An 18,831-nucleotide genomic window follows, 5' to 3' on the forward strand; every position below is an offset into this window, starting at 1 on the left:
CTCACGCCAGCTCCTTGTGTAACACACGTTCTGCACCGCTATAGACGACATGTTGTTCCTTGCGGGCGAATCCCACCAGCGTCAGGCCGCAACCCCGGGCCATGCGAATCGCCAGTCCAGTAGGTGCCGAGATGGCCACCAGCATGGGAATATCTGCGCTAGCGGCCTTCTGTACCATTTCGTAGCTCGCCCGGCTGGAAGTCAGCACAAACCCCTCGCGGGGCAACTGCCGCTTCGCGATGGCACCAATCAATTTATCGAGGGCGTTGTGTCGTCCGACGTCCTCCCTCACTAGCAGCACTTGGCCTTCCCGGTCCGCCCATGCCGAGGCATGGGTCGCCCCGGTCCTACTCTGTAATGCTTGTTGCGTCTGCAATTCGCGCTGGGCGCGGTAGATGGCCTCGGCATCGAAAGTGATATTCGCGGCTTGTATCCTGCGGGGCACCCTGATGGCCTGGTCCAGGCTTTGTGAGCCGCAAAGGCCGCAGCCTGTGCGGCCGGCCATGCTGCGCCTGTGTTCCTTCAGATGGGCGAAATTCTCGCTGGCGATTTCCATCTGCAGCTCAATGCCATTGACGCGCTCGACGATGTCGATGCCGTAAAGCTCTTTCGGGTCGGACAGTATGCCCTCACTCAGCGAGAAGCCGAGCGCGAAATCGGCAAGGTCATCTGGTGTGGCCAGCATGACGGCATGGGATATGCCGTTGTAGATCATGGCGATTGGGACTTCTTCGGCGACCTGGTCCTGTACCTCCCGCAGTTCGCCATGCTCGTACTTGTGCACGGTGATGCGACTGTCGGTCGCCTCGGCTTCAATCAAGAACTCTAATGTATTCATCCTTATCCCATGCGGGCCATATCCCGTTGTTTGACCAGGGCGATCTGGCTGTTGCTGAATTCCTGGTAGCGGCGCTGCCAGTCTGACAGTTGCGACACGCGAGTAACCTGTACCGCAGTGACCTTGAATTCAGGGCAGTTGGTTGCCCAGTCCGAGTTATCGGTAGTAATGACGTTGGCGCCGGATTCCGGATGGTGAAAAGTGGTGTAGATCACGCCGGGCTGCACACGCTCGGTAATCTTGGCGCGTAGCACGGTGTTGCCAGCTCGGCTGGTGATTCCTACCCAGTCACCATCCTTGATGCCGCGGTCTTCTGCATCATGGGGATGGATTTCCACCATATCCTCGGGATGCCAGGTGACATTGTCGGTACGACGTGTCTGGGCGCCTACGTTGTATTGCGAAAGTATACGCCCGGTCGTGAGGATCAGGGGGTACTTCTCGTTGACCCTTTCCGAGGTCGGCACGTATTCTGTGATCATGAAGCGCCCCTTGCCGCGCACGAACTCGTCCACGTGCATGATGGGCGTGCCGTTCGGATGTTCTTCGTTGCATGGCCATTGTATGCTGCCCATTTCCTCCAGCTTCTTGAAGCTGACCCCATGGAATGTTGGTGTCAGGCGTGCGATTTCGTCCAGGATTTCCGAGGCATGACGATAGGGCATCGGGTAGCCCAGCGCCTCGGAAAGCATAGCGGTGATCTGCCAGTCCTCATAGCCGTTCTTGGGTGTCATCACGCGGCGCACGGGTGAGATGCGGCGTTCGGCGTTGGTGAAGGTGCCGTTTTTCTCCAGGAAGGAGCAGCCGGGCAGGAACACGTGCGCATACATCGCGGTCTCGTTGAGGAACAGGTCCTGCACGATCACACACTCCATGGATGAGAGTGCCTGGGTGACATGCTGGGTATTGGGATCGGACTGGGCAATGTCTTCGCCTTCGCAATAGAGGGCCTTGAAGCTGCCATGGATGGCGAAGTCGAGCATGTTGGGGATGCGCAGCCCGGGTTCCTTGTCCAGTGGCCTGCCCCAGGCAGCCTCGAATAGTGCGCGCGTCGTATCATCGGAGACATGACGGTAGCCGGGAAACTCGTGCGGGAAAGAGCCCATGTCGCAAGCGCCCTGCACGTTGTTCTGGCCGCGCAATGGATTGACGCCCACGCCTTCGCGCCCGATGTTGCCGGTTGCCATCGCGAGGTTGGCGATCCCCATGACCATGGTCGAGCCCTGGCTGTGCTCGGTGACGCCCAGACCGTAGTAGATGGCGGCATTGCCCCCGGTGGCGTACAGTCGTGCGGCCGCACGGAGGTCTTGGGCTGGAACCCCGATGACGTCCTGCATGGCTTCGGGGGAGTGTTCAGGCTGCGCGACGAACTCACTCCAGTATTGGTAGGAGTCCCACTCGCAGCGTTCTCTGACGAAGGCTTCATCGACCAGGCCTTCGGTGACGACCACATGCGCCAGTGCAGTGATCAGGGCGACGTTGGTACCGGGGCGCAGTTTCAGGTGGTAGTCCGCCTTGACGTGAGGGCCGGAGACCAGATCGATCGCGCGCGGATCGGCAATGATGAGTTTCGCCCCTTCACGCAATCTGCGCTTCATCTGGGAGCCGAATACCGGGTGGCCATCGGTTGGGTTGGCGCCGATCACCATGATCACGTCGGATTTCATGATGGAGTCGAAAGTCTGCGTGCCAGCCGATTCGCCTAAAGTCTGCTTGAGGCCGTAGCCGGTGGGCGAGTGGCAGACGCGGGCGCAGGTGTCGACGTTATTGTTGCCGAATGCAGCGCGTACCAGCTTCTGCACCAGGTAGGTTTCCTCATTGGTGCAACGTGAGGATGTGATTGCGCCGATGGAGTTCCGGCCGTGCTTGGCCTGGATACGTTTGAGCTCGCTGGCAGCGTAGGTAATCGCTTCTTCCCAGCTCACTTCCTGCCATGGATCGTGGATGCTCTTGCGTATCATGGGTGTGGTAATGCGGTCGCGATGGGTAGCGTAGCCCCAGGCGAAGCGGCCCTTTACGCAGGAGTGGCCATGATTGGCGCCGCCATTCTTGTCCGGCACCATGCGCACCACCTGCTCGCCCTTCATCTCGGCGCGGAACGAGCAGCCGACGCCGCAATAGGCGCAGGTAGTGATGACACTGTGCTCGGGCTGGCCGTGCTCGATGACGGTTTTTTCCATCAATGTCGCGGTAGGGCAGGCCGTGACACAGGCGCCGCAGGAAACGCATTCTGACTCCAGGAAGTTGTCGAAGTTGCCAGCAGCCACCTTGGAATCGAACCCGCGGCCCTGGATGGTAAGTGCGAATGTGCCCTGCGTTTCCTCACAGGCACGCACGCAACGAGAGCAGACAATGCATTTTGAGGGATCGAATTGGAAATAAGGATTGGAGAGATCTTTTTCTGCATGCAGGTGGTTGCTGCCGTCGTAGCCATAGCGTACTTCACGCAGGCCAACTGCTCCCGCCATATCCTGCAGCTCACAGTCGCCGTTGGCCGAGCAGGTAAGGCAGTCCAATGGATGGTCGGAAATGTAGAGTTCCATCACGCCGCGGCGGATGTCTGCCAGTTTTGGGGTCTGGGTGTGAACCTTGAGGCCTTCGTCCACCGGCGTGGTACAGGAGGCTGGATAGCCGCGCCTGCCTTCGATTTCCACCAGGCAGAGCCTGCATGAGCCGAACGGCTCCAGGGTATCCGTGGCGCAAAGCTTGGGGATGCTGACCCCTGCCTCCATCGCGGCGCGCATGATCGAGGTGCCTTTGGCGACGGTGACTTGCATGCCATCAATTTCCAGCGTGACTTGCTGCTCAGTTGTCCGGCTCGCTGGGGTGCCGTAATCCGCTTGCTTGTCCATCACTTTCTCCTCTTCACCTTTTGTGGCAGGCCCCGATTGTTATAGTAGGTGTCCTGTCGATAATCATGTCTTGGTGCGAGCAACAAAACGCAGCGAAGCAATCCTGGCTAGGCGTGCTGGCGAAATAGTAAGATCGGGCAGTGCCAACAACGCCAGGAAAGGTTTGTTTGTTGCGCTTAACTCATGCTGCCTGCTCCTTTTTGCTGATGCCAAAATCCTCCGGAAAATGGTTGAGCGCGCTCAGAACCGGATAAGGCGTCATGCCCCCAAGTGCGCAGAGTGAGCCATTCAGCATGGTGTCACCGAGGTCACGCACCAGCGCGATGTGCTTGGCGGGGTCCGTACCTGCGATAATCTTGTCCATGACTTCCACGCCACGGGTGGAGCCGATGCGGCAGGGCGTGCATTTGCCGCAGGATTCCACGGCGCAGAATTCAAAGGCATAACGCGCCATGTGCGCCATATCCACGGTATCGTCGAAGGCGACAATACCGCCGTGGCCCAGCACAGCCCACAATTTGCCGAATTCCTCGTAGTCCAGCGGGGTGTCGAATTGGGATTCCGGCAGGTAGGCGCCCAGCGGGCCGCCGACCTGGACGGCCTTGATCGGCCTGCCGCTGGCGGAGCCGCCGCCGTAGTCGTACAACAATTCGCGCAGGGTGACGCCAAAGGCTTTTTCCACCAGGCCGCCATGCTTGATATTGCCTGCGAGCTGGATCGGCAAGGTGCCGCGGGAACGGCCCATGCCGTAGTCGCGGTAATAGACGCTGCCCTTGTCGAGGATGATGGGCACGCTGGCGAGGGAGATAACGTTGTTGATGACGGTCGGCTTGCCAAACAGGCCGGAAATGGCGGGCAACGGCGGCTTGAAACGCACCAGTCCGCGCTTGCCTTCCAGGCTTTCCAGCAGGGCGGTTTCCTCGCCGCAGACATAGGCGCCTGCGGCACGGCGCACTTCCAGGTAGAAATCATGCCGGCTACCGAGAATGCCCCGCCCGAGATAACCTGCTTCATAGGCGCTCTTGATCGCGAGATTGAGCGCGGCGATCGAGTGTGGGTATTCAGAGCGCACATAGATATAACCTTGCGTGGCGCCGACGGCGATGCCTGCGATCGTCATGCCCTCGATCAGGACGAATGGGTCGCCTTCCATGATCATGCGGTCAGAGAATGTCCCCGAGTCGCCTTCGTCTGCGTTGCAGACGACGTATTTCTGCTCGGCTGGCGCTTCCAGCACCGTCTTCCACTTGATGCCGGTGGGGAACGCGGCGCCACCGCGACCGCGCAGGCCGGAATCGGTGACCTGCTGCACGATGTCTTGCGGCGCCATGTCGATCGCATTGCGCAGGCCCTTGTAGCCGTCATGGGCAAGGTAGTCCTGCAGCGATACCGGGTCGGTGATGCCGACGCGCGCAAAGGTCAGGCGCTCCTGGTGCTTCATCCAGGGTAGCTCCTCCGTCGGACCCAGGCTTAGCGCATGCTGTCCGCCATCTAGAAAACCTGCGTCAAACAGGGATGCCACCTGGTCAGTCGTGACGGGGCCATAGGCGATGCGTCCCACACTCGTGGCGACTTCGACCAATGGCTCAAGCCAGAACATGCCGCGTGAGCCATTACGGATGATATTCAGGGGAATGTTGCGCGATTCGGCTTCCTTGGCGATGGCGGCGGCCACCAGGTTGGCGCCCAGCGAAATGGCGCTGGAATCGCGGGGAATGTAAACGGTATTCATGGATTGTCCCTCCGTGCGCTGGCGAGAAGGGATTCGACTTGCTGGGGGCTGACGCGGCCATAGATTTCGTCATCGAGCATGATGGCGGGAGAGCAGGCGCAGTTGCCTAGGCAGTAAACAGGTTCCAGCGTGATGCTGCCGTCGCTGGTAGTTTCATGGTAGTCAATGCCCAGCGAGGACTTCACATGGGATTCCAACGCACCGCAACCCATGGCCTGGCACGACTCGGCGCGGCATACCTGCAGGACATGCCTGCCTGGCGGGCGGGTGCGGAAATGGTGATAAAACGTCACCACGCCATGGACTTCTGCGACAGAGAGGTTGAGCGCTTTGGCAATCAAGCCATAGCATTCTTCCGGGATATAGCTCAAATCGTCTTGAATCGCATGCAACAAGGGCATTAACGCACCAGCCATGTGTTGATGTGATTCGATGTGCGATTGAATGCGTGCCATCTGGTCATGCATGACTTTCTCCTCGAATCCATTCTCACTACAGACTACGTTATGATTCTTATGGCTCCATGGTACGACTGATATACAGATTTGTACATACCTATCTCTGATTGGATGGGCGTTCTAACTCGATGTATTAAAAACGAACATTTACCTTGTCGTTAATCGAGTGGAAGAAAACCATTTATTCTATTGGTCTCAAATGGAAGTTAGCGATAAGTGTTGCTTCAGATAGCTAATAGAGTGGCGCTTATTGCAAGGCCGATGAGGGATAGGTTGCGGTCACGGCTTTTCTGTAGAACTTCTGCACAAAGAATGCGCTCCTTTGCTGTCAGCCATGATTCCAAGTCTCAATGAGACAAGGCTAAGCAGTCGAATGCAGGAAACCCATATGATCGGTTGTTTGAATGGGCTGGGAAATCCTATAATTAGTTAGGATGAAGTTGCTATCTGCTAAATGTGGTGTGTGTGTGGGGCGGCACGGAATGGTATGAAAGTGTCTGGTCGACAAATGTTTCAGCCAAGGCTTGCGGCGCTATTGATGTTCCAGTGTACAAGGAGCAGAAGTCGTCACCCGACTTCTGCTCAGTACTATGAAAGGTCGAAGATCTTGCCCGGATTCATAATGCCGTTTGGATCGAACACTTTCTTGAGTTCGCGCATGTATTCGATTTCGATGGGGTCCCGGGTGTAGGTGAGATAGTCTTTCTTGGTCATGCCCACGCCGTGTTCTGCGGAGATCGAGCCATTGTATTTCTGCACGGTCTCGAAGACGAACTGGTTGACCACCTTGCATTTCTCGAAGAATTCATCCTTGGTCAGGTCGGCCGGCTTGAGAATGTTGAGGTGCAGGTTGCCGTCGCCGATATGGCCAAACCAGCAGACTTCGAAGTCCGGATAATTGGCAGCCACAACCGCATCGATATCGGCGATGAAGGCGGGCACATGGGTGATCAGCACCGAGATGTCGTTCTTGTACGGTGTGAATGGGGCAATCGTTTCCGAAATGCCTTCGCGCAAATGCCATAACGCTTCGGCCTGTGCCTGGGATTGGCTCATGACGCCGTCGAGTATCCAGCCTTGTTCCATGCAATGCTCGAATATCTGCATGGCGTCGTCGACCACGGCCTCGAAACGGCCCTCGAATTCGAGCAGCACATACAACGGGGATTCGGTGTCAAAAGGGCGCACCGCATGGCCGTGAGCGAGGACTTTTTCCAGCGCCACGTGATTGAAGAACTCGAAGGCGGTGAGGTCGATGCGCTGCTGGAACGCATGCAGGATAGGCATGACAGCGGCGAAGTCGGGCACGCTCAATACCAGCACCTTGAGGTCCTGTGGCTGTCGCGTAAGCTTGATTTCCGCCTCAGTGACGATGCCCAGCGTGCCTTCGGAGCCGATGAACAATTGGTGCAGTGCGTAGCCGGTGGCGTTCTTGATCATGCCCTTGTTGAGGTGCAGGATGTCGCCCTTGCCGGTGACAACGGTGAGGCCCAGCACCCATTCGCGCGTCATGCCGTAATGGATGACCTTGATGCCGCCCGCATTGGTGCCGATGTTGCCGCCCATCTGGCTGGAGCCGGCGGCGGCGAAATCCACAGGGTAATAGAGGCCTTGCTGCTCGGCATATTGCTGTAATTGCTCGGTGACCACGCCGGCCTGGATGCGCACCAGTCGGTCGGCATGCAGGAAGGACAAGACCTTGTTCATGCGGTCCAGGCTGATGACGATCTCGCCATTGGCGGCGACCGCCCCGGCAGAAAGTCCAGTGCGGCCGCCGCTAGGAGTGATGGCGATGTTGAATTGGTTGGCCAGTTTGACGATGGCCTGCACTTCCTCGGTGCTCCCGGGAAAGACAATGGCGGATGGACGCGGTTCGAAATGTTTGGTCCAGTCCACGCCCCAGCTTTTCAGGCTGTCTTCATCGGTCTTGACGCGTTGTTCGCCTACGATGGTTTGGAGTTGTTCCAAAAGAGAGGAGGGAAGGCTGGCGGCTGCATTCATCAAACATCTACCTGTGAAAATGACATTGAATCTTCAAATGGGAATTAAAGCGCGGTCAATCGACTTAATCGCTTATTTTATCAGTTTTATAATGGGTATTGATTCCCGATCTCAGTTTTATCTGGCCTTATCGCGTTTATGATGAGGAATGGTCGTATCCCTGATCTTCGAGGGGTTTAATAAGTGTGGCGGTGTGCTACGATCACTGATTTTTGGCCTTTTACCGGAGCCGTCATGACCCAACAACTTTCCCTGCCAAAGGACAAGATCCGTTTTTTACTGCTGGAAGGCGTGCACCAAAACGCCGTGGAGGTGCTCAATGCCGCCGGTTACCGTAATATCGACTATCGCAAGACTGCACTGGACGAAGATGCGCTGATCGAGGCAATCAAGGATGTACATTTCCTTGGCATTCGCTCCCGCACCCAGGTAACGGCCAAGGTGCTGGACGCTGCCAATAAACTCACTGCCATCGGCTGCTTCTGCATCGGCACCAACCAGGTGGACCTGGATGGCGCGCTGGAGCGGGGCATCCCAGTATTCAATGCCCCTTACTCGAACACTCGCTCCGTCGCCGAACTGGTACTGGCGCAGACTATTCTGCTGCTGCGCGGTATTCCGGAGAAGAACGCGTTGGTGCACAGGGGCGGCTGGACCAAGTCCGCTGAAGGATCCTTCGAGGCGCGAGGCAAGACCTTGGGTATCGTCGGTTATGGTTCCATTGGTTCGCAGCTGTCCGTGTTGGCCGAAAGCCTGGGCATGAAAGTGATCTACTTTGATGTCATTGCCAAGCTGCCTTTGGGCAATGCACGCCAGGTTGGCACGATGGAGGAATTGTTGTCGCAGGCGGATGTGGTGTCTCTGCACGTGCCGGAATTGCCCTCCACCAAGAACATGATGCGCGCCGAGCAGTTCGCGCAAATGAAGAAGGGGAGCATCTTCATCAATGCGGCCCGCGGCACCTGCGTGGATATCGACGCATTGGCACGGGCGATCGAGTCCAAGCACCTGGCCGGTGCGGCGATCGATGTATTCCCCGTTGAGCCCAAGAGCAATGATGAGGAGTTCCAGTCACCTTTGCGCGCTTTTGACAATGTCATCCTCACTCCGCATATCGGCGGCTCAACCCAAGAAGCGCAAGCCAATATCGGCATCGAGGTCGGCGAGAAGTTCGTGCGCTATTCCGACGCGGGATCGACAATCACTGCCGTGAATTTCCCTGAAGTCTCTATTCCGAAGCAGCCAGGCACGCATCGCTTGTTGCATATCCATCGGAATGTGCCGGGTGTATTGTCCGCTGTCAATAGCCTGTTCGCGCGCAACAACATCAACATTGCGGCCCAGAGCATGATGACCAAGGGCGATATCGGTTACATGATCATGGATGTGGAAGCCTCGGCATCTAGCGCCGCGATCGAAGCGTTGCAGACGGTTGAGGGAACATTGCGCACTCGAGTGCTTTATTAATCTTTGAAGCAGCGTGCTTGAAGCATGTAAGTACTTTGCAAACCCTTGGCTTTTGCCAGGGGTTTATTTTTTATGGGATTTCAGTTTGGGTTGTTCTCCGTAGTATGTCCCTTACTTAAGGCCAAGGGCGAGCGCAACGTAAGCCAAGTCACCATTGACTTTTCTCCCGTCTAGTTGCGCAGGGGCAAGCTACCGGCCCTGCATGCTCATCTGCTGTGCTTGCCCTTGGTTTTGTTGGATTTTTTACATGCTGACGTAGTTTGGTCCACCGCCGCCTTCCGGCGTGCGCCAGTTGATGTTCTGCAATGGATCCTTGATGTCACAGGTCTTGCAGTGAATGCAATTGGATGCATTGATCTGCAATCTCGGGTTGCCCTCATTGGTGACGATTTCATAGACCCCTGCAGGGCAATAGCGTTGTTCTGGCGCGTCGTACTGCGGCAGGTTGATGTCGACCGGAATGCTCTGGTCGCGCAATACCAGGTGGCAAGGCTGGTCTTCCTCGTGGAAGACATTGGTGAGATACACCGATGACAATTTGTCGAAGCTAACCACGCCATCCGGTTTGGGATAGGTAATTTTCGGGCAGGCTGCTGCCGGTTTGAGGCACTCGTGATCGGCTTTGCCATGTGACAGTGTCCAGGGCGTGGTGATGCCGAACGAGGCCAGCCACATTTCCATGCCGCCATACATGCTGCCAAGGATATTGCCGAAGCGCGAAAGGGCGGGCTTGACGTTGCGCACTGCGTGCAGGTCTTTCCATATCCACGAGTTGCGGATTTTGTCCGGGTAGCTTTCCAGCGTGGCGCCAAATGATTCCTGCGCCAGGGCTTCCACCACGGCTTCAGCCGCGAGCATGCCCGACTTCATGGCATTGTGGGAGCCCTTGATGCGTGGCACGTTCATGAAGCCGGCAGTGCAGCCGATCAGCAAGCCGCCTGGGAAAGCCAGGCGCGGGATGGATTGCAGGCCGCCTTCTGTCAGCGCGCGTGCACCGTAGCTAAGGCGTTTGCCGCCCTCCAACAGCGGGCGAATGGCAGGGTGTGTCTTGAAACGCTGGAACTCATCGAATGGGCTCAGGTGCGGGTTGCTGTAGTTGAGGTGCACTACGAAGCCGATGGCCACGGTGTTTTCCTTCAGATGATAGATGAATGATCCACCGCCTGTGCTGTTGTCCAATGGCCAGCCTTGCGAATGCATGACCGAGCCGGGCTTGGATTTTTCCGGCTCGATCTGCCAGATTTCCTTGAAGCCGATACCGAATTTCTGTGGCTCTGATAATGCGCGAAGCTGGAAATGCTCGGTGAGGTCCTTGGTCAGCGATCCGCGCGCGCCTTCCGCAAACAGGGTGTAGTGCGCGCGCAGTTCCATGCCCAGTGCAAATCCCGGTTTTTCGTGACCTTCCTTGTCGCGGCCCATGTCACCGGTGATGACCCCTTGGACAACGCCAGCTTCATCATAAATGACCTCGGCAGCACTGAAACCGGGGTAGATTTCCACGCCCAGGGCTTCCGCTTGTTCGCCCAGCCAGCGGCAAACGTCGCCCAAACTGACGATGTAATTACCATGGTTGTTCATGAGGGGTGGGATCAGCTTGGCTGGGATGTCGAAACTTTTTTCCTCGCTCAAGACGAGGAAGTGGTCGTCAGTGACGGGGGTATGAAGCGGAGCGCCTTTTTCCTTCCAGTCGGGAATCAGTTCATTGAGGGCAATCGGGTCGATCACGGCGCCTGAAAGAATATGTGCGCCTACCTCGGCGCCTTTTTCCAGTACGCAGACGTTGATTTCACGCCCCTGTTCCAGCGCCAGCTGCTTGATGCGGATCGCGGCGGACAGTCCAGATGGGCCAGCGCCGACGATCAATACGTCATAATTCATTACATCGCGTTGCATGCTAAGACTTTCATGGAAGATACGGTATGTTGATTTCGTCGCTGCGCCGCACATCGCGGGTCAGCAGCCGGCAATGATTGAGGAATTCGCGCACGGCGGCAGTCTGGTATTTCTTCTTGTGCCAGACGAACATGAACTGGCGTTTCAGATCGAGCTCGGGCGTTGCCAGCGCCACCAGGTTACCACGCGTGATATCGTCCTTGAGCGCGAGGCGGGAAATGCAGCCCAGGCCGATGCCGGATTCCACGGCACGCTTGATGGCTTCGGTATGCTCGAGCACCATGCGTACCTGCAGGCGGCTGTGATGGTGGCGCAAGGCATGATCGAACGTCTCGCGCGTGCCCGAGCCATGTTCACGCAAGACCCAGCTTTCCTGAAGAATGGTCTCCAGGCTGGCACTGCCCTGTTTGGCGAGCGGATGCTGGGGCGAGCAGAATACGGTCAGTTCATCTTCGATCCAGGGCTCAACCTGCAGATCGGGGTGGTGACAATTGCCTTCGATCAGGCCGAGGTCCAGGTCGTACATTGCCACCTGCTGCATGATGGCGTTCGTATTTTGCACATGCAATTGCACTTGGCAAGCTTGATGCTGCTTCATGAAGGAGCCGATCAGCAGGGTGGCGAGATAGTTACCTATCGTCAGTGTGGCACCCACTTTTAGCAAGCCAAAGGCGGATTTTCCCTGTAAAATGCTCTCTATTTCAGCAGCGCGGTCTAGCACAGCTGCCGCCATCGGCAGCAGGCTGCGGCCCAGCTCGTTGAGTTTCAGCACTTTACCCATGCGGTCAAACAGTTTGCAATCAAACTGTCGTTCCAGTTCGGCAAGTGCAGTACTGGCGGCGGATTGCGACAATGACAAATCCTCGGCCGCTCGTGACACATTCTCCAGGCGTGCAATGGCAACGAATACTTCGAGTTGTCGTAGGGTATGCTTCACCTGAGAATGATTCTCATATCGATGTGGTAGATATGTGATATAGTGATAATTGATTTAACAGATATTTTACCGCTGATTAAAATATGCGGCAAATGATGGAGTGGGATCACAATATGAAAGTCTTAGTTGCTGTAAAGCATGTGGTGGATTACAACATCAAGCCCCGCGTGAAGCAGGACGGCTCTGATGTCGATATCGCCGGCGTCAAGATGGGTATCAACCCATTTGACGAAATTGCCGTGGAAGAAGCAGTGCGCATGAAGGAACGTGGCATTGTGACTGAAGTCGTTGCCGTGACCATCGGCAAGACCAACAGCCAGGATACCTTGCGCCATGCATTGGCCATGGGCGCCGACAGGGTCATCTTGGTCGAGACCGAGGCCGAATTGCAGCCTTTGGGTGTTGCCAAGCTGCTCAAGGCTGTGGTGGAGCGCGAGCAGCCTCGCCTCATCATTCTCGGCAAGCAGGCCATTGACGACGACCTTGGACAGACCGGCCAGATGCTGGCTGCCTTGATCAATGCAGGGCAGGGCACTTTTGCCTCCGTGCTCGAGGTCAAGGGCGATGAAATCGAGGTCACGCGCGAAATCGATGGTGGTACTGACGTGGTGGCGCTCAAGCTGCCTGCGGTCGTCACGACTGATCTTCGTCTGAACGAACCTCGCTTCATCAAGCTGCCCGCGATGATGATGGCGAAGAAAAAGCCGATCGAAAATATCAAGGCAGCCGATCTCGGTATCGATATTGCGCCCCGCCTCAAGCAACTCAAAGTTGCAGATCCCGAGCCACGCAAGCCTGGCATCAAGGTGGCGAACGTGGCCGAACTCGTTGAAAAACTACGTCTTGCGGAAGTCCTGTAATGAGTATCCTGATTCTGGCCGAACACGACGGCAACCACATCAAGCAATCTACCCGTCAGGCAGTCAGCGCCGCCGCTGCCTGGCAACTTCCCATCCATCTCCTGGTGGCTGGCTCCAGTAGCGAATCACTTGCCAAGGAAGCTAGCGGGATCGCTGGTGTCGCCAAGGTGCTGCATGCAGAGGCAGCGCATTTCGAGCACCCCCTGGCAGAGGATGTGGCTGCATTGCTGGTGCAGCTCGGGGCAGACTACAAGGTGATTCTTTCTGCGCATACTTCTTTCAGCAAAAGTGTATTGCCGCGCGTTGCTGCCTTGCTTGATGTGGCAATGGTCTCCGACGTGGTGAGCATTACCGCGCCGGCAACGTATGTACGCCCGATCTATGCAGGTAACGTGCTTTCTACCGTTGAAAGCAGTGATGCCATTCAGGTGCTGACGATTCGTGCTACCTCTTTTGCCGCCGCTACCGATGGTGCCAATGCCGAAGTGGCTAAAGTCAATGTGCCTCCCAGTACTGGTCTCAGCCGCTGGGTGAAGGAAGACAAGACCGTGTCAGACCGGCCCGAGCTTTCTTCCGCGCGTGTTGTGGTGTCAGGTGGACGAAGCCTGGGTGAGCGCTTCAACGAGTTGCTCGAACCCTTGGCACATCGCTTTGGTGGCGCGCTGGGCGCAACCCGGGCTGCTGTGGATGCGGGCTTTGCACCGAATGACATCCAGGTCGGGCAGACCGGTACCATCGTCGCGCCCGAGCTGTATTTCGCCATTGGCATTTCCGGTGCGATGCAGCATCTGGCAGGCATGAAAGACAGCAAGATTATCGTTGCGATCAACCACGATCCTGATGCACCTATTTTCCAATATGCGGACTACGGCCTGGTGGCCAACCTGTTTGAGGCAGTGCCCGAACTAACGGCAGCCTTGAGCAAGTAAACCCAAAAAATTCAAAGAGAATCTACAATCAATGAGTGCATTTAATTCCGAGAAAGTACTGAGCGTTAAGCACTGGAACGACAGCCTGTTCAGTTTTACTACCACACGCAATGAGTCCCTGCGGTTCGAGAATGGGCAGTTCGTCATGATCGGCCTGCAGGTGGATGGCAAGCCGCTGATGCGCGCCTACAGCATTGCCAGCCCCAATTATGCGGAGCACCTCGAGTTCTTCAGCATCAAGGTTCCGAATGGTCCACTGACTTCACGCTTGCAGCACCTCAAGGTGGGGGATGAGCTGTTGGTCAGCCGTAAGCCTACCGGTACATTACTGCTGTCCGACCTGCGGCCTGGCAAGCATCTTTACTTGCTTTCAACCGGTACTGGTCTGGCGCCATTCATATGCTTGATCCAAGATCCTGAAATCTACGAGCGTTTCGAGAAAGTGATCTTGGTGCATGGAGTACGCCGTGTCAATGACCTGGCTTACGAAGAGTTCATTACCAAGGAATTGCCGGAAAACGAATTTTTCGGCGAGCAGGTGAAGAACCAGCTGATCTACTACCCCACCGTGACCCGCGAGGAATTCCGCAATCAGGGCCGCCTGACCGACCTCATGGAAAGCGGCAAGCTGTTCCAGGATATCGGCCTGCCGCCGCTCAATCCTGAAACGGATCGCGCCATGCTGTGCGGCAGCCCGCAAATGCTGGTTGATACCTGCAAGATTCTCGATGCTGCAGGGCTCAAGGTGTCGGAGCGGATAGGTGATGTCGGGGATTACGTGATCGAACGGGCGTTTGCCGAGAAGTAATCGATACGCTTTTCCTGATATATGAATAAAAAAGCTTGATGCATGCAGCATCAAGCTTTTTTGCTTTTAAGGGCTTTTACAAGAGTGAACACAGCGGCACCAACGTCAACAGTAACTTGGCAGCTGTGCTCGCCCTACGTCAAGCACTAGGGCACCGGATACCTAGGTGGTCCAGGCGGTGGTCTCTGGCGCTGCATATCCAGGTAACGTATGTCGCCATCGCCGAAGAATTCCTTGATGAGGAAATCCTCCAGACCGGCGCTGTCTTCCATGCGCGCGGACAATACCACCACGCGGCCCAGTTGCCTTGATTCCCAGTTGAAGTCGCCAGAGTAGTGGCGGCGAATCAGTTCTATCATCTTGCGCACGGTGGCGCGCTGGATGTCTTCGCCCGCCTTGGCCTCGATCTGGAATACCTCGCGTTTGGCAGTACTGAAATCGTTGATCCAGCCACGGAACTCGAAAGTGGAGGTGTAGTTGCTCATGCTGAGGATGCGGAAGACGCCGCTGGCCCCCGAGGACAGGTTTTTCTTGATGGTTTCATCGCGTTTTTCTTCGTCGGACAACGAGCGGTTGCCGGATTCGCGTTGGGCGCGCTGGTTTTCCATCATCGCTGCATAGTTGTTGTCGGTGGCGCGGCGGTATTCACGCATGGCGGCCATATAGGATGACATATCCGAATATTGCGAGGGGTCGGGCTCCTGCGGGCGCGGCGGCGCTGGCGTCGGTGCAGGCTGCGGCTCAGGGCGGGGGGCCGGTTTTTGCTCGGGCTGGGGCAAAGGCTTGCTCTTGCCAGTGACGACGGGGGGCGCAGGCTTGCTTTGCCTGCGTGGCTGTTGGGGCGTGGGCTTGCTGGCAGGAGGCGGTGGTGGCGTAGCCGCTGGCGGTGGTGCCATTTCAGGTTGCGGCTTCTTATCCGGTTGGGCCAGGCTCACGACCAACTCTTTCTGCCCGCCATCCTTCTCGGATTCCTCTCCCTGATCCATCGTCGGCATGATGAAGCCGAAGAACAGGATCAAGTGCAGGATCAGGGAAAAGATCAATGCATACAGTGTGCGTCGGCTGATACGGAATTCGAAGTAGTCCTCCCCATCGACAGGGGCCTCCCAGGGAAGGGCGGCTTGATCCGTGTGAGCGCGTGTCTGACCGAGACGACTTGCGATCAATGCGTAGAGGTGGCGAAACAGGCGTAGGGCAGCCACGGTGAATTCAGTCCGGGGTTCTCGATCGATTAGTGGGGGTTCAAGCTTGCCAGTGAGCGGCTGACGGCAATATAGGAGCCCAGCCAGCCGAGCACGACAGCGCATGCGACTATCCCCAGGCTGATTTCCCAGCCGGGTAATACTAGGATGAAGCTGCTGCCATAAAGTTCTGCCAGCTCTGCGACCGAAAAGTTGAAGATGGTCAATATGCCATTGACGAATCCTAATGCAAGCAGGCTGCCGCCCAGGCCGTACAAGCTGCCTGCATAGAGAAATGGGCGACGGATGAATCCATCGGTGGCGCCTATCAATTTACTGACTTCAATTTCCTCGCGCTGGGTGGCAATCTGCAGACGTATGGTATTGCCGATAATGGCCACCAATGCAAATCCGAGCAGGCCGGAAAGCACCCACACTGCCTTTCTGCCAAGCTGCAGCAGCGCATAGAGGCGCTTGGCCCAGTCTGCGTCAGCCAGCACATGTTCTACGCCTGGATACCCCTGGAGTTCATGGTGCAGGCGGGAAATGGCGTCGGGGGAATGGTCCTTGGGCTCGATAAAGAATGCATCGGGCAAGGGGTTCTCCTCCAGCTGGCTGGCAATATTCTGGCTTTCCTGCATTTCCTGCCATGCGGCTTCCTTGCTGACAAACTGGTATTTTGCGATGCCCGGGTGCTGTTGCAGTGTTTGGTTGAATTCCTTCACCAAGGCTGCCTCGGCATCCAGCTTCATGAAAACACTGATTTGCGGCTCATTCCTGATGTTGCCTGCCAGTTGGTTGAGGTTGTCGATGACAATATACAGGATAGCGGGCAAGCTCAGCGCGATGCCAATGACGCCCCAGATCATGAGGGTGGAGAGCTTGTTACGCATGATGCGGGACAGGACGAGGCGCCAGACCTGTGTGTGCTGGTTGATCCAGTGTTTCATGATACCGAAAGCTTTCCGTGGTCGAGGTGCAGGACTTTAGCGGGAATGCTCTGGATACTGTGTGCGTCATGCGTGGCGATGATGACGGTGGCACCTACTTGCTGGAATGCGAGGAACAGCGTCATGATGTCCGAGGCGTACGCTTCATCCAGGTTGCCCGTTGGCTCGTCCGCAATGAGGATGGCAGGGCGACTGACCACTGCGCGCGCGATGGCGAGGCGTTGCTGTTCTCCGCCCGACAAGGTGATGGGGATCGCTTTCTCCTTGCCAAGCAGGCCTACCTTGTCGAGTGCTGCACGGATGCGTCTGGCAGCTTCCTGCCCGGTGATGCCATTGATGTAGAGCGGAAGGGCGACATTTTCGAAACAGCTGCGGTCATATAGTAGCTTGTGATCCTGGAATACCAGGCCGAACTTGCGGCGCAGGTAGGGGAGCATGCGCGGTCGCAATTTGCTGATGTTCTGGTTGCCGATCAATACGGTCCCACTGGAAGGGCGTTCTATACCTGCCATCAGCTTGAGGAGGGTGCTTTTACCCGCACCAGAGTGCCCGGTGATGAACACCAGTTCGCCCGCTTCGATCTCGAAGCTGACATTGCGCAATATCTCGTCGCTGCCGCGGTAACGCTTGTTGACCTGGTCGAAACGTATCATGCGCGAAAGATTTCCTTATTCAAGCAAGGCATGTTATGCCATCAGCAGCGCGTCATTCAAATAATGCATCGATGAACTCGCTGGCCTTGAATGGACGAAGATCGTCGATGGATTCGCCGATGCCGATGTAGCGGATGGGAACGGGGCGCGATTGTGCGATCGCCGCGATTACGCCGCCCTTGGCGGTACCATCCAGCTTGCTCAGCACAAGGCCGGTAACGCCCAGGGCATCGTCAAATGCTTTGACCTGCGTAACCGCGTTCTGCCCGGTGTTGGAATCCAGTACCAGCAGGACCTCATGTGGGGCGCCAGGCAGTGCCTTGTCAATGACGCGCTGCACTTTGCGGATCTCCTCCATGAGGTTGAGCTGTGTGGGTAGCCGGCCTGCGGTGTCTGCCAGCACGATATCGATGCCGCGCGCCTTGGCCGAATTGACGGCGTCGAAAATCACGGCAGCGGGGTCGCCGCTCTCCTGAGCAACCACGTGCACGTTGTTGCGCTCGCCCCAGGCCTGCAGCTGCTCGCGTGCCGCAGCGCGGAAAGTATCACCCGCTGCGATCAGGACGGACTTGCCCTGGGCCTGGAACAAGTTGGCGAGTTTGCCTATGGTCGTCGTCTTGCCTGCACCATTGACACCGGCCAGCATGATGACGAAAGGTTGCGCGGTGGTGGTATCCAGCGGCTTCTCCAGCGGGGTGAGCAGCTCCAGCAGGGATTGCTTGAGTGCTTCCTTGAGCTGGGTGGTGTCGCTGAGGTTCTGACGTTTCACGCGCGTGCGGATCTGCTCCAGCAGCGCCTGGGTGGCGGCGATGCCCACGTCAGAGGTCAGCAGGATGGTTTCGAGCTCCTCGTAAACGTTTTCGTCAATCTTACCGCCACCGAACAGGCGTGCCAGTTGCTGGCCCCATTGGCTGCGTGTCTTGGCCAGGCTGCGCTTGAGCCGCTCCGCCCAGCTCAAGGAAGGCTTTTCCTGGGTTAGCGGCTGCGGCGCAGGGACAGGGTCTTGCGCCGCTGGCGTAGGTGGATCCTCAGGCTTGTTTTTCTTGAAAAAGTCGAACATGGGTATTGAAATGACAATGGATTGGATATTCTAAAGCAAAATAGGTGCTCAATAACGGTATGTGCGCGTCTTTTACTTCACATGCGGGAGATAGAACTTAGTCATTGCTGCCGGGTCAGAGCAAAGTTGTCATTCATGATCCCTGAGCCACCAAGCGCCTGGGGGTTTGCCATATGCATGCATCAAGTGCCGTTATAATGCCGCATTCTTGA

At 56.8% G+C, this 18,831-nt stretch carries 15 protein-coding genes; 4 read left to right on the forward strand and 11 right to left on the reverse strand.

What is annotated here, in order from left to right:
- Window position 1: 1 nt before the first annotated feature.
- The 5 genes from fdhD to MFLA_RS03705 form a co-directional block, all read right to left on the reverse strand.
- Window positions 2-838 carry a formate dehydrogenase accessory sulfurtransferase FdhD gene (gene fdhD / locus MFLA_RS03685; RefSeq protein ID WP_011479084.1) on the reverse strand — a complete coding sequence of 279 codons (837 nt, stop codon included), beginning with the start codon at window positions 836-838 and terminating at the stop codon, window positions 2-4.
- A 2-nt stretch (window positions 839-840) separates the two neighbouring features.
- The gene (gene fdhF / locus MFLA_RS03690; RefSeq protein ID WP_011479085.1) at window positions 841-3,690 is read right to left on the reverse strand and encodes a formate dehydrogenase subunit alpha; all 2,850 of its coding nucleotides are present in this window, start codon (window positions 3,688-3,690) and stop codon (window positions 841-843) included.
- A 181-nt stretch (window positions 3,691-3,871) separates the two neighbouring features.
- Entirely contained in the window at window positions 3,872-5,422 is a 1,551-nt protein-coding gene (locus MFLA_RS03695; RefSeq protein ID WP_011479086.1) for a formate dehydrogenase beta subunit, read from the reverse strand.
- Complete coding sequence (locus tag MFLA_RS03700; RefSeq protein WP_011479087.1) at window positions 5,419-5,889, reverse strand: formate dehydrogenase subunit gamma; 471 nt, start codon at window positions 5,887-5,889, stop codon at window positions 5,419-5,421. Before MFLA_RS03700 ends, MFLA_RS03695 begins: the two co-directional genes overlap by 4 nt.
- Before the next feature lie 579 nt (window positions 5,890-6,468).
- The gene (locus MFLA_RS03705) at window positions 6,469-7,881 is read right to left on the reverse strand and encodes an FAD-binding oxidoreductase (protein ID WP_011479088.1); all 1,413 of its coding nucleotides are present in this window, start codon (window positions 7,879-7,881) and stop codon (window positions 6,469-6,471) included.
- Between the two features lie 234 nt (window positions 7,882-8,115).
- Here MFLA_RS03705 and serA point away from each other — a divergent pair, with 234 nt between their 5' ends.
- Window positions 8,116-9,348 carry a phosphoglycerate dehydrogenase gene (gene serA / locus MFLA_RS03710; RefSeq protein WP_011479089.1) on the forward strand — a complete coding sequence of 411 codons (1,233 nt, stop codon included), beginning with the start codon at window positions 8,116-8,118 and terminating at the stop codon, window positions 9,346-9,348.
- Between the two features lie 243 nt (window positions 9,349-9,591).
- Here the strand turns inward: serA and MFLA_RS03715 are convergent, their stop codons facing one another.
- Together MFLA_RS03715 and MFLA_RS03720 are read right to left on the reverse strand one after the other, a co-directional pair.
- Window positions 9,592-11,241, reverse strand: a complete 1,650-nt coding sequence (locus MFLA_RS03715; protein WP_011479090.1) for an electron transfer flavoprotein-ubiquinone oxidoreductase — start codon at window positions 11,239-11,241, stop codon at window positions 9,592-9,594.
- Window positions 11,242-11,251: 10 nt separating this feature from the next.
- On the reverse strand, window positions 11,252-12,178 hold the full coding sequence (locus tag MFLA_RS03720; RefSeq protein WP_011479091.1) for a LysR family transcriptional regulator: 927 nt from the start codon (window positions 12,176-12,178) through the stop codon (window positions 11,252-11,254).
- 113 nt (window positions 12,179-12,291) lie between these two features.
- Here MFLA_RS03720 and MFLA_RS03725 point away from each other — a divergent pair, with 113 nt between their 5' ends.
- The 3 genes from MFLA_RS03725 to MFLA_RS03735 are packed head-to-tail and all read left to right on the forward strand — an operon-like array spanning window position 12,292 to window position 14,775.
- Window positions 12,292-13,038, forward strand: a complete 747-nt coding sequence (locus MFLA_RS03725) for an electron transfer flavoprotein subunit beta/FixA family protein (protein WP_011479092.1) — start codon at window positions 12,292-12,294, stop codon at window positions 13,036-13,038.
- Window positions 13,038-13,967, forward strand: a complete 930-nt coding sequence (locus MFLA_RS03730) for an electron transfer flavoprotein subunit alpha/FixB family protein (protein ID WP_011479093.1) — start codon at window positions 13,038-13,040, stop codon at window positions 13,965-13,967. The genes MFLA_RS03725 and MFLA_RS03730 overlap by 1 nt, the downstream gene beginning before the upstream one ends.
- Window positions 13,968-13,998: 31 nt before the next feature.
- Window positions 13,999-14,775 carry a ferredoxin--NADP reductase gene (locus MFLA_RS03735; RefSeq protein WP_011479094.1) on the forward strand — a complete coding sequence of 259 codons (777 nt, stop codon included), beginning with the start codon at window positions 13,999-14,001 and terminating at the stop codon, window positions 14,773-14,775.
- A gap of 146 nt (window positions 14,776-14,921) precedes the next feature.
- Here MFLA_RS03735 and MFLA_RS03740 read toward each other — a convergent pair whose 3' ends face one another.
- From MFLA_RS03740 to ftsY, 4 genes are read right to left on the reverse strand one after another with little or no spacing between them, the layout of a single operon-like run.
- Window positions 14,922-15,977 carry a hypothetical protein gene (locus tag MFLA_RS03740; protein WP_011479095.1) on the reverse strand — a complete coding sequence of 352 codons (1,056 nt, stop codon included), beginning with the start codon at window positions 15,975-15,977 and terminating at the stop codon, window positions 14,922-14,924.
- A 29-nt stretch (window positions 15,978-16,006) separates the two neighbouring features.
- On the reverse strand, window positions 16,007-16,906 hold the full coding sequence (ftsX, locus tag MFLA_RS03745) for a permease-like cell division protein FtsX (RefSeq protein WP_011479096.1): 900 nt from the start codon (window positions 16,904-16,906) through the stop codon (window positions 16,007-16,009).
- Window positions 16,903-17,559 (reverse strand): cell division ATP-binding protein FtsE, encoded by a 657-nt coding sequence (ftsE, locus tag MFLA_RS03750; protein WP_011479097.1) that lies wholly within the window; start codon window positions 17,557-17,559, stop codon window positions 16,903-16,905. The genes ftsX and ftsE overlap by 4 nt, the downstream gene beginning before the upstream one ends.
- 52 nt (window positions 17,560-17,611) lie before the next feature.
- A complete protein-coding gene (ftsY, locus tag MFLA_RS03755; protein ID WP_011479098.1) occupies window positions 17,612-18,619 on the reverse strand; it encodes a signal recognition particle-docking protein FtsY in 1,008 nt (335 codons plus the stop codon).
- Window positions 18,620-18,831: the final 212 nt, after the last annotated feature.

This window comes from Methylobacillus flagellatus KT, from assembly GCF_000013705.1.
GTDB lineage: Bacteria > Pseudomonadota > Gammaproteobacteria > Burkholderiales > Methylophilaceae > Methylobacillus > Methylobacillus flagellatus.